Below are 11,952 nucleotides of genomic sequence, written 5' to 3'. Positions count from 1 at the left end.
TAACTTTATGAAAAAGCGTCTTCTTTCTGCTGCTGCCGTAGCTTTCTTCGGGCTCATACTGAATGCACAGCAAATCAAATTCGAAGAGTATGATCTTCCCAATGGTCTTCACGTCATTCTTCATCAGGATAATTCGGCTCCGGTAGTCACTACAGGTGTCATGTATCATGTAGGAGCAAAAGATGAAGTAAAAGGAAGAACCGGTTTTGCTCACTTCTTTGAACACCTTTTATTTGAAGGAACTCCAAATATTAAAAGAGGCGATTGGTTTAAGATCGTTTCGTCCAACGGAGGACAAAATAATGCCAACACAACCAACGACAGAACCTATTACTACGAAACGTTCCCTTCTAATAACGAACAACTTGGACTTTGGATGGAAGCTGAAAGAATGCGTCATGCAGTTATCAATCAGGTTGGAGTAGATACTCAGAGAGAAGTGGTAAAGGAGGAAAAAAGATTAAGAATGGATAACCAGCCTTATGGAAACCTTTTTTCAACTATTCAGAAGAATCTGTTTACCAATCACCCATACAATTGGCCAACGATTGGATCTATGGAAGACCTGAATGCAGCTAAACTTGAAGAGTTCCAGGCTTTCTATAAGAAATTCTATATTCCAAACAATGCTACATTAGTGGTTGCAGGAGACATTAAACCTGAGCAGACTAAAAAATGGATTGAAGAATATTACGGCGGTATTCCAAAGGGAACAATATCTTCAAAAGACTTCCCTAAAGACGCTCCTATCACTCAGGAAAAAGAAGTAACAGCAACCGATCCGAACATTCAGCTTCCGGCTTATATTTTTGCTTACAGAACTCCTGCCAATAAAGAAAAAGATGCGTATGTTCTGGATATGCTTTCTTCTTATTTAAGCAATGGAAAATCATCTGTTTTATACAAGAAATTAGTAGATCAGGACAAAAAAGCGCTTCAGGTAGCAGCTTTCAATCAGGGACTTGAAGATTACAGTATTTTTGCATTTTTTGCTATTCCGATGGGGCAAACATCTAAGCAGACTTTACAGACTGATATTGATGCAGAGATTAAAAGACTTCAGACGACTTTAATTTCTGATGAGGATTATCAAAAGATTCAAAACCAGTTCGAAAACCAGTTTGTGAATCAGAACTCCAGTATTCAGGGAATCGCAGCTTCTTTAGCGACCAACCATGTATTGATGGGAAATACCAATCTTATCAATAAGGAAATTGATATCTACAGATCTATCACTAAACAGGATATTCAAAATGCGGCTAAAAAGTATCTGAATTCCAATCAAAGAATCATCATCAACTACGTTCCTGAGAAAAAATAATTTACCCATGAAAAAGCAATTCACTTATATAGCAGCGGCATTTTTATTTGCAGGAATGCTTTCTGCCCAAAAAATTGACCTTAATGCAATGCCTAAACCGGGACCTACTCCTGCGATTAATATTGCTAAACCAAAAACTTTTCAGCTCAGCAACGGGTTAACCGTAATGGTGGTTGAGAACAACAAACTTCCAAGGGTAAATACCACTCTTTCCATGGACAGGCCTCCTTACTATGAAGGAAATATAGCCGGGGTAAGCCAATTGATGGCAGAACAGCTTGATAACGGAACCACCAACCTAAGCAAGGATGATTTTAATAAAAAGGTTGACTTTCTGGGAGCTAATATCAACTTCTCTTCTAACGGAGCTTCTTCGAATTCTCTTTCAAAATATTTCCCTGAAGTATTGGGATTAATGGCGGATGCCATCGTGAATCCAAAATTTTCAGCAGAAGAAATTAAGAATGGAAAAGAAAGAATCATTGAAGGATTAAAAGCGGATGAAAAAAATGCCTCTTCCATTGCTGAAAGAGTATCCAACGCTTTGATGTATGGAAAAAATACTTCAAGAGGGGAATTTGAAACTATTGAATCTATCAATAAAATTCAACTGGCAGATATTCAAAATATTTACAATAAATACTACGCTCCGGATAATGCTTATTTAGTGATTGTAGGAGATGTAAAATTCGACCAAATCAAACCTATGGTTGAAAAAGCTTTTGGAAGCTGGAAAAAATCAAACACCAAGTTTGCCGCTTTAGAACCTGCTTCTAATGTTTCCAAAACAGAGATCAATGTGGTTGATGTACCGTCTGCTGTACAATCTGTACTGTCTGTGAGCAATCTTAACAATCTTAAGATGAAAGACCCACATTACTTCCCTGCTACAATGGCCAACTATATTCTTGGTGGTGGTGGTGAAGCCAGACTTTTCATGAATCTTAGAGAAAAGAACGGATTTACTTACGGCGCCTATTCAAGCATGAATGCCAGCAAGTATTCTCCTGATTTTTCAGCTGAAACCAGCGTAAGAAATGAGGTTACGGATAAGGCTGTTAAAGAAATGATGAATGAGCTGAATGCTATTTCTACGGTTAAACCGGAAGAACTTGAAAATGCTAAGGCTAAATTGAAAGGTTCTTTCATTATGTCTTTGGAAAAACCTGAAACTATCGCCAAGTTTGCATTGAATCAAAAAGTTCAGGATCTTCCTGCAGATTTCTATACCAATTATTTAAAATCTATTGATAAAGTTACTGCTGCAGATGTTTCTAACGCAGTAAAAGCAACAATCCTTCCGAACCAGAGCCGAATCTTTATTGCAGGAAAAGCATCTGATATTGCTGAGGGACTTGAAAATCTGGGATATCCTGTAAAATATTTTGATAAAGAAGCCAATCCGGTAGCAAAACCGACAGCTCAAAAAGTTGATGCAAATGTAACCATTGGTTCTGTGGCAGATAAATACATCAATGCCATTGGTGGTTTAGCTGCTGTGCAGAAAGTAGCTTCCATTACAGCTGATGCCACTACCAAAGTTCAGGGAATGGATATGAGCATGAAACTTATTCAGGGGAAAGGCGGAAAAATGATGATGGAAATGAAAATGATGGGCAATACGCTTCAAAAGATCGTTTTTGATGGTAAAGACGGATATGCTGAAGCACAAGGACAAAAAATCCCTTTAAATGACAAGCAAAAAGCCTCTATGGCAGAACCGGAACTTTTCCCGGAACTTGCTTTCGCTAAATCCACAGAATTAAAGCTGGCAGGAATCGAAAAATATAACAATGAAGATTCTTATGTAGTAAAAGGACCAAAACAAACCTATTATTACAGCCTAAAAACAGGTTTAAAAACCGGTGAAATAAAAGTTGGAGAAGGAGGTTCTATGCCTACGAATTTCTCTGATTATAAAGAGGTATCCGGAGTGAAACTTCCATTCACTATTATCCAGAATATGGGTGGCATGGAAATTAATCTGGCTGTACAGTCTTACCAGCTTAATCAGGCTAAAGATTCTGATTTTAAATAATAAACAAAACAATTTTATAGAAAAAGGCTATCTCAATTCGGGATAGTCTTTTTTGTTTCTTCTCTCATTTAGAAAATCTAAGTACTATAAAGAATCTGCGTTATCTCCAAAACCGGTGAGAAAACTTAAAATAATTCAAACATCTGTTTTAAACATTCTTAACTTTCTATTTGTATTCTCCTTTGTTTTAAGCTTAAAATCATTGTTTGATTTTTATTTTTTTGCGATTTTGCCATATTTACCGATATCTTTTTTTGTTGTTCAGTAAAAAAAGATTAAATTTGCCCATTCAAAAAGATATCAGAATTAATGGATACTATATTTACACTATTGATGGTTCTTATTATGATTGCCAGTGTTTTATTGGTGATTGTTGTTATGGCTCAAAACCCAAAAGGTGGAGGTCTTTCCAGTACTTTCGGAGGGGCATCTTCTGCACAGTTCGGAGTACAGAGAACCAATGATTTCATGGAAAAAGCAACATGGACTCTAGGCGGAACTATCATCGTTCTTATCCTTTTAAGCGTTGTTATTACTGGTAAACCATCACAAGTGGCTCCAGCTCAACAACAACCAGCTAAAAAAGAAGCTCCGGCAAAACAATCTGCTCCGGCTTCTTCAACAACCACTACTCCGGCTCCAGCACCGGTTGCACCGGCTAAATAAGAAGATTATTTTTCTACATATAAAAAGCAACTCAATGTGAGTTGCTTTTTTATTGCCTATATTTTCATAGTTTAATTTATATTGTAAGGAAGTTATAAAGCAGATGATAAGCATTGCACTCATCCATATCTTCCAACTTCTCTCTTCCAGCTTCCAGCCTATTTACTTCAGCTTAATCTTCTCAATCTGGTAACGAAGCTTTAGCCCTGCTTTTAAAAAGGAATACTGCATCGGTTTTGATTCTTTATAATACTTACTGATGAAGATATGCATAGCACCATAGAAACGACTCAGATAAACATCATTTCTCACTGTACTTTCTCCTTTGTGGTGAAGAATAGAAGCCTGGCCATAATAATAATTCTTATATCCGCTTCTTATTAAAGTATAGCAGAGATCGATATCCTCACCGTACATAAAATAGGCTTCATCCAATCCTCCAACCTTTTTATAAACCTCTTTTTTCAGCAGTAAAAATGCGCCTGTCATTACTTCCACTTCAGCTACAGCAGTTTCTTCAATATCATTCCTGTAATAAGACTTGGAGTTATTTTTCTTAAAATTGGTGAACAGCTTTTCAAAAGAATTGAACATATCCGGCACCGAACGTTTGCTTTCCGGCAGGAAATATCCTTCTGCATCGTGCATCCGTATGCCAAGGCATCCGAAATCCGGCTGTTTATCCGAAAAATCTAAAAGATCCTTCATATAAAAACCTTCCAACTCCGTATCAGGGTTTAAAAGTAATACATACTCGCCTTTTGCAGCCTGTATTGCCTGATTATTAGCCTTTGAAAAACCTCCGTTAATTTCCGAAGGAATAAAATGCACTTCAGGAAATTCTGAAATAAGGTTCTTCCATGAACTGTCTGTAGAAGCATTGTCTATCACAATCACCTCATACACTACTTCTCTTACATATTTCTGAATAGATAAAAGGCAATTTCTGAGTAATTGGGTAACATTGTAATTAACAATAATAATAGACAGCTTCATATTAATCCTTTTCGTTGTAGGGTAACCTGTTGATAATAGATCTTCCGAGTGAAATTTCATCCGCATATTCCAGCTCATCTCCTACTGAAATTCCCCTTGCAATGCTTGAAAAATTCACGTTAAAGTTTTTAAACTTTTTATAAATATAATAAGCAGTGGTATCCCCTTCCATGGTAGCACTCAAGGCGAAGATAAACTCTTTTACCGTTCCTTCATTCAGCTTTCTTTCAATACTTGGAATATTCAGCTGGCTTGGTCCTACTCCTTCCATGGGAGAGATCTTTCCACCCAAAATCAGATACTTTCCACCATATTTTCCTGTATTTTCAATGGCAATTACATCCCGTACGTCTTCAACAATACAAATCAGCTCACCGCTTCTTTTCTCATTGCTGCAGATGTCACAGATGTCAAAATCAGAAAAATTATGACATTCTTTACAGTATTTTATTTCATTGACAAGATTAATCAGGGAATTTCCAAGGCTCACCGCTCTGGAATTGGGCTGCTTTAATAAATGTAATGCTAATCTCAAAGCTGTTTTTCTTCCGATTCCAGGCAACCCTGAAATTTCATCAACCGCTTTTGCCAACACTTTACTCGGGTAATCCATAGGTACAAAAATAAACAATATTTAAGGAAAATGATCTATCCGGAAGGGGAGTTTTTGGGGTTGGGAATATGGACGATAAAGTGAATGGTCAATTGTCAACCCACATCGGTCCTTAATTTGTGCAGACTGTACTCATTTACTATTCATATTTAGAATTTAAAGACAACCTTTGTCATTTTTATAGTCCTTGTCTCTTATTTTTCATCTATTATCTCTCTTTTTCAAATTTCCTATATAATAATGTCTCTCTTTGATATTTTAAATACCTATTCCATCCTTTTGCCCCATAACTATAAAAAAACCATTATATTTGCGGCTCAAATTAAATATGAAAAAAAAATAAACTAACACATGGTACTTAACAACCTAAATTATCCACTGGATTTCAAGTTTAAAATTTCGACATTAGCCAGTGACTTCAACATCACTGACAAAAATGGGAATTACGTAGCCTACGTACGTCAGAAAATGTTCAAACTGAAAGAAGACGTTATTGTTTTCAATGACGAAAGCAAATCAAAAGAACTTTTCAGAATCAGAGCCAATAAATGGATTGATTTTAATGCCTCTTATTCTTTAAATGATATTGTAGACAACAAAAACTATGGTAGATTGGCGAGAAAAGGAATGCGCTCCATCTGGAAAGCAAGCTATGATATCCTTGATGCTAAAGATCAACCTAAATTCAAAGTACAGGAAGACAGTGCATGGGTAAGATTCTGGGACAGCTTCGTAGGCGAACTTCCAATTATCGGAATGTTTACCGGATACTTCCTGAACCCATCTTATACTGTTACCGGTATTGATGGAAAAGCATACTTCAAACTTAAAAAAATGCCTTCATTCTTTGGAAGAAGATTTCAATTAGACAGATTGATCGACATTGATGATGAGGAAGAAAGTTTAGTAATCCTTTCCTTATTAATGATGACCCTTCTTGAAAGAGCAAGAGGCTAACATTTCAAAACCACAAACACATGAAATACTTAATCATTTTATTTTCTGCATTTCTTCTAGTTGCCTGTAAAAAAGACAAAGAAACAGTATCTGCAAACACTACCACTGATTCATCAAACATTGCTAAAGATTCTGCTACAGCTAGTATTCCTTCCGGAAAAATTCAGATTGAAACCATTTCATTCCCTGAAGAAATCAAAGAATGTTCATGTTATTTTGCAAGAAACAAAGCTGATTTTGAAGCTGAAAAATACATCTATGCAGATGATGCCGGAAAAACGGCTTACATGAAACTGGATGGTAAAAGACTCGCTATGAACCTGATCTCTTCAAGTGATATGGAAGTAGATGAAGAATTGACCAAGGAAATAGAAAATAATGATTACAAAATCTCCGTAAAAGGTAAAAAGATTAAAGGCGAAGAAGCTCTACTCTTTGAAGGCACCCTAACGATTGAAAAGCCGGACGGCAGTGTCATTACAACACCCATCTATGGAGAATGTGGATGTTAACAACAAAAAATGAATAGACTTACAGAAAAATTTGCTTATTCATTCTTTTATAACCCATAAAAATGCTTCTGTATTCTACGGAAGCATTTTTTATTTTGTAAATTTGAGAAAAATAAATTTCAATGGCATTATCTAACATAGAGCCGCAGATAATCTGGAAAAATTTCTCCAAATTAAATGCAGTTCCAAGACCATCTAAAAAAGAGGAAAAAGTAATTGCTTTCATCAAAGGATTTGGTGAAGATCTAGGCTTAGAAACCACTGTAGATGAAGTAGGAAACGTAATTATTAAAAAACCTGCCACTGCAGGAATGGAAAACCGTAAAGCTATTGTCCTTCAGTCGCATTTGGATATGGTTTGCCAGAAAAACAATGACGTTAATTTCGATTTTGAGACAGAAGGAATCAAAATGGAAATTGATGGGGACTGGGTAAAAGCAAAAGGAACTACTTTGGGAGCTGACAATGGCTTAGGTGTAGCTACCATTATGTCTATCCTTGAGAGTTCAGACATTCCGCACCCTGCATTGGAAGCTTTGTTCACCATTGATGAAGAAACAGGAATGACAGGAGCTATTGGTTTAAAACCAGGGCAGCTTACCGGAGAAATCTTATTAAACCTTGATACGGAAGAAGACGATGAAATTGACATAGGCTGTGCCGGAGGTGTTGATGTTACCATCACTCAAAACTATGCAGTAGAAGTTTCAAAAGGACAAGTTGTAAGAATTGAAGTAAAAGGGTTACAGGGTGGACACTCAGGAATGGATATCCATAAAGGTTTCGGAAACGCCAACATTATCCTGGGAAGACTTCTTTATAAAGGATTAGAAAATCAAAATATAGAACTGATCTCTATTGATGGTGGTGGATTAAGAAATGCTATTCCAAGAGAAGGTGTTGCTGTCATCTCTGTAAGAAATGCACAGGAGTTCATCCAGGAAGTTACTGTTCTTAAAACAGAAATTTTAGAAGAATTTGCTTCTGTAGAAGCAGGTCTTCAAATCAATATTGAGAATTCTACATCTTCTGACAAAGCGATTTCAGAAGCTGATTCTAAAAAAGTAATCCTTACTTTAAAGGCTCTTCATAACGGAGTGTACAGAATGAGTCCTGATGTAGCAGATCTTGTGGAAGCTTCTAACAACGTTGCCAGAGTTGAATTGAAAGATGGAGAATTAAAGATCCTTAACCTTACAAGATCTTCGGTAGATTCTTCTAAATATTCAACAGCAGAACAGTTGAAGTCTGTAGCAGAATTAGCCGGAATGAATGTAGTATTCAGTGGTTCATACCCAGGATGGAAACCAAGACCAGGATCTGAAATTGTACAGATCATGGAAAAGATCTATACAGAGAAATTCAATGAGAAACCTCATGTAGTAGCTTGTCACGCAGGTTTAGAATGTGGTATCATCGGAGCTAATTATCCTGAAATAGAAATGGTAAGTTTCGGACCAACCATCAGAGGGGCACACTCTCCTGATGAGAAAGCGAACATTCCATCTGCTCAGAAATTCTGGAGCTTCCTGAAAGATATTTTAGCAAATATTCCTCAGAAATAGAATAATAAAATAACGATAGTAAATATCCAAAGTCTTTTGATTTTGGATATTTTTAATTTAAACCATTAAATCCAATATTAACCCATTAAAAATAATTAGTTCTCCACAGGTTAAAAGAACGTAACATTTAAAAAACACTTACGAATATTTTACTAACTTCTTTAGCTTTAATGGGAAAAACATTTAAATATGAAAAGTATTACAGTATTCTGCGGCTCAAGTTTCGGGTCGGATAAGATTTATGAAGAACAGGCATTTTTGCTGGGACAGACTTTAGCAAAACAAAATATACAGCTTATTTACGGTGGTTCTGAAACCGGTTTGATGGGAACAATAGCTAATGGTGCATTAAGTGAAAATGGAAAAGTTACCGGTGTTCTTCCCCAATTTTTAAAATCTAAAGAAATTGCCCATAAAAACTTAACAGAGCTTATCCTTGTGGAAACCATGCACGAGAGAAAAACCAAAATGAGTGAGCTTTGTGATGGGGTCATTGTTCTTCCCGGTGGCTATGGAACTTTGGAAGAATTCTTCGAAATGATTACCTGGGCACAGCTCGGTCTACACAAAAAGCCTATTGGTATTTTGAATATTGACGGATTCTACAATGACCTGATTAATTTGGTTGAGAATATGGTAAATAAAGGTTTTTTAAAGGCTGTAAACCGGGATATGCTTTTGATTAGTGATAATATTGACAATCTGCTTGAAAAGATGAGAAACTATGAGGCTCCTACAGTTGGAAAGTGGATTTCTAAAGAGGAAATATAAACTCTTGTTCAATATAAAAACAAAACCCGTACGAAAAACTCGAACGGGTTTCTTATTAAGATTAAAAAATATTTTCTAAGGATAAGGAGCAATTTCCACTTCAAGCCCTTCCATGGCATCTGCAATATGCAACTGGCAACCTAATCGGCTGTTATCTTTCACGTGGAAAGCTTCAGCAAGCATGGCATCTTCTTCATCGCCCATGGGTTCAAGACCAGGATCATTGATTACATAAACCTGGCATGAAGCACACATCGCCATTCCGCCGCATACACCAATAGTACCTTCTTCAGCCAATTCATAAGAACGGATAATTTCCATTAAGTTCATGGACATATCCGTTGGAGCAATAACATCGTGGGTTACACCTTCTCTGTCGGTGATTTTAATATTAATATCTGACATAATTCTGCAAAATTAGTCAATTTTTTTCACAACAGCCTTCTCTGCTTCTTTACGGCTTCCGTCAAATCCGTCTACTCCACTTACGGTTGTATATTTTAATACGAATTTTTTACCAGGATTCAGTCTGTTATAAACACTCTGACACATTAAAGTAGCCTCATGGAAACCACAAAGAATTAACTTCAATTTACCAGGATATGTATTGATATCTCCAATTGCGTAAATACCGTCGATGTTAGTCTGATAATCTAGAGCGTTGTTCACCACAATCGCATTCTTCTCAATATTTAATCCCCAGTTTCCAATCTCCCCTAATTTTGGAGTCAATCCGAATAATGGAATGAAGTAATCTGTTTCAATTTCAAAAGCATCCTCACCATCTTTCTGTACAGTGATGGCTTCTACTTTTCCATCACCTCTGATACCGGTAACTTCAGCAGGAGTAATTAATTTAATTTTCCCTTCGTTTTTCAGATCCTGAACTTTTTCTACAGAATCCAAAGCTCCTCTGAACTCATTTCTTCTGTGAATCAAAGTGACTTCACTTGCTACGTTAGAAAGGAAGATACTCCAGTCAAGGGCAGAATCTCCACCTCCGGCAATTACTACTTTTTTATTTCTGAAGTGCTCAGGCTCTTTAACGAAATATTCAAGACCTTTTTCTTCATAATCAGCTACATTTTCGAAAGTAGGTTTTCTAGGCTCAAAAGTTCCCAATCCACCTGCAATAGCAATCGCTTTACATCTATGAACAGTACCTTTGTTGGTTACCACTTCAAACCACTCCTCATCAACCTTTTTGTAAGAAACAGCCGTTTCACCTAAAGTGAATCCAGGCTGGAACTGCTTGATCTGCTCCATCAAATTATCCACTAATTCTCCAGCATTCACTGAAGGATACCCAGGAATATCAAAAATAGGTTTCTTAGGATAAAGTTCAGCCAATTGCCCTCCCGGTTGTGGAAGTGCATCAATAATGTGGCACTTCATTTTTAAAAGACCCGCTTCAAAAACTGCAAAAAGTCCTGTAGGCCCCGCCCCTATGATCAATATATCAGTGGTTATCATAATTTAAGATAATTTAATTATACATGTAACTGCAAATTTACTAATTTTAATGCGAAGCATATTTAATTGATTCTAAATAAAAAGCTGAGATTTATCAAATATCTATTATTTAAGATATTAAATTTGGCAGTGTTTTTGTAAATGTCATACTATGAAGAAAATTTTAAACCTTTTTGCAGTATTTATATTCTTTTTAGGGTCTGCCCAGATTGATAACATTGCAGATGGGGAATCCATCACGCTTAGAATCCATTATGGCTTCTTAAATGCAGGAACAGCCAACCTTACTACTAAAAAGACCACCTATAAGGGTGCTCCTCATCTGTATGTAAAAGGTACCGGAGAAACTACAGGTGCTGTAAAGGCTTTCTTCAAAGTAGAAGACCTCTATGAAAGTTTTATTGATAGCGCAAGCGGATTGCCAAGCTACTATGTCCGAAATGTTCGTGAAGGAGGTTACCGTCAACATTTTGAAACAGCCTTCAATCACGATAACAATACTTTAATTTTAACTGATAAGAAAACACCTGCCAATGGGTCAAAGATAATCAAGTCTGTGAAGGGTGTTCAGGATATGCTTTCATGTTTTTATTATTTAAGAAGCAAAAGTCCGGATGAATTAAAAGTAGGAACGGTAATCAATATGAATGTATGGATTGATGATGAGATGTTCCCTTTCCAGCTTAGAGTGACAGGAACTGAGAACTTAAAAACAAAATTTGGTACCATCAATTGTTTAAAAATTATTCCGTCTGTAAAAAGCGGAAGAGTATTTAAGGAAAAAGAAGGGGTAACCATGTGGGTTTCGAATGATGCCAACCACTTACCAATGCTCTTGAAAGCAGAATTAGCAGTAGGGTCGCTTAAAGCAAGTATTGATGATTACAAAAACGTAAAATATCCTTTAAAGTTTACCAAGTAAACGGATATAGCCAATTTTTTTAATGTACAATGTCTGTAGTTTTTTACAGGCATTTTTTATTTTGAATGTAATAGATCTTCAATACAGATTGTCTTAATTATAGAGGCAGACAAAGAGC

The 11,952-nt window shown here is 36.3% G+C and carries 12 protein-coding genes; 8 read left to right on the top strand and 4 right to left on the bottom strand.

Going from position 1 to position 11,952, the window contains the following annotated elements; all coding sequences use genetic code 11:
* Window positions 1-7: 7 nt before the first annotated feature.
* The 3 genes from CHSO_RS06215 (at window position 8) to secG (ending at window position 4,025) form a co-directional block, all read left to right on the top strand.
* Window positions 8-1,321 carry a M16 family metallopeptidase gene (locus CHSO_RS06215; protein ID WP_045493706.1) on the top strand — a complete coding sequence of 438 codons (1,314 nt, stop codon included), beginning with the start codon at window positions 8-10 and terminating at the stop codon, window positions 1,319-1,321.
* Between the two features lie 7 nt (window positions 1,322-1,328).
* Window positions 1,329-3,359, top strand: coding sequence for a M16 family metallopeptidase (locus tag CHSO_RS06210; RefSeq protein WP_045493705.1), 2,031 nt, complete (start codon window positions 1,329-1,331; stop codon window positions 3,357-3,359).
* A gap of 309 nt (window positions 3,360-3,668) precedes the next feature.
* Window positions 3,669-4,025, top strand: a complete 357-nt coding sequence (gene secG, locus CHSO_RS06205) for a preprotein translocase subunit SecG (RefSeq protein WP_045493703.1) — start codon at window positions 3,669-3,671, stop codon at window positions 4,023-4,025.
* Window positions 4,026-4,187: 162 nt separating this feature from the next.
* Here secG and CHSO_RS06200 read toward each other — a convergent pair whose 3' ends face one another.
* Together CHSO_RS06200 and recR are read right to left on the bottom strand one after the other, a co-directional pair.
* Window positions 4,188-5,027: a glycosyltransferase family 2 protein gene (locus CHSO_RS06200; protein ID WP_144429043.1), complete on the bottom strand. Its 840-nt coding sequence runs from the start codon at window positions 5,025-5,027 to the stop codon at window positions 4,188-4,190.
* Entirely contained in the window at window positions 5,023-5,634 is a 612-nt protein-coding gene (gene recR / locus CHSO_RS06195) for a recombination mediator RecR (RefSeq protein WP_045493698.1), read from the bottom strand. The genes CHSO_RS06200 and recR overlap by 5 nt, the downstream gene beginning before the upstream one ends.
* A 351-nt stretch (window positions 5,635-5,985) precedes the next feature.
* On the opposite strand from recR, the gene CHSO_RS06190 reads away from it, so the two are divergent.
* The 4 genes from CHSO_RS06190 (at window position 5,986) to CHSO_RS06175 (ending at window position 9,439) form a co-directional block, all read left to right on the top strand.
* Window positions 5,986-6,591 carry a hypothetical protein gene (locus CHSO_RS06190; protein WP_045493695.1) on the top strand — a complete coding sequence of 202 codons (606 nt, stop codon included), beginning with the start codon at window positions 5,986-5,988 and terminating at the stop codon, window positions 6,589-6,591.
* Between the two features lie 20 nt (window positions 6,592-6,611).
* Window positions 6,612-7,103 carry a hypothetical protein gene (locus CHSO_RS06185; RefSeq protein ID WP_045493692.1) on the top strand — a complete coding sequence of 164 codons (492 nt, stop codon included), beginning with the start codon at window positions 6,612-6,614 and terminating at the stop codon, window positions 7,101-7,103.
* A 122-nt stretch (window positions 7,104-7,225) separates the two neighbouring features.
* A complete protein-coding gene (locus CHSO_RS06180; protein WP_045493689.1) occupies window positions 7,226-8,668 on the top strand; it encodes an aminoacyl-histidine dipeptidase in 1,443 nt (480 codons plus the stop codon).
* 189 nt (window positions 8,669-8,857) lie between these two features.
* A complete protein-coding gene (locus tag CHSO_RS06175; RefSeq protein ID WP_045493686.1) occupies window positions 8,858-9,439 on the top strand; it encodes a TIGR00730 family Rossman fold protein in 582 nt (193 codons plus the stop codon).
* A gap of 75 nt (window positions 9,440-9,514) precedes the next feature.
* On the opposite strand, the gene CHSO_RS06170 is transcribed toward CHSO_RS06175, so the two are convergent.
* On the bottom strand, window positions 9,515-9,844 hold the full coding sequence (locus CHSO_RS06170) for a 2Fe-2S iron-sulfur cluster-binding protein (protein ID WP_045493683.1): 330 nt from the start codon (window positions 9,842-9,844) through the stop codon (window positions 9,515-9,517).
* A gap of 12 nt (window positions 9,845-9,856) precedes the next feature.
* Entirely contained in the window at window positions 9,857-10,912 is a 1,056-nt protein-coding gene (locus CHSO_RS06165; RefSeq protein ID WP_045493681.1) for an NAD(P)/FAD-dependent oxidoreductase, read from the bottom strand.
* Window positions 10,913-11,063: 151 nt separating this feature from the next.
* Between CHSO_RS06165 and CHSO_RS06160 the strand changes: the two genes are divergently transcribed.
* Window positions 11,064-11,834 carry a DUF3108 domain-containing protein gene (locus tag CHSO_RS06160; RefSeq protein WP_045493678.1) on the top strand — a complete coding sequence of 257 codons (771 nt, stop codon included), beginning with the start codon at window positions 11,064-11,066 and terminating at the stop codon, window positions 11,832-11,834.
* Window positions 11,835-11,952: the final 118 nt, after the last annotated feature.

This window comes from Chryseobacterium sp. StRB126, assembly GCF_000829375.1.
In the GTDB taxonomy this organism is placed as follows: Bacteria; Bacteroidota; Bacteroidia; order Flavobacteriales; family Weeksellaceae; genus Chryseobacterium.
This window is presented reverse-complemented; position numbering and strand designations above follow the sequence as displayed.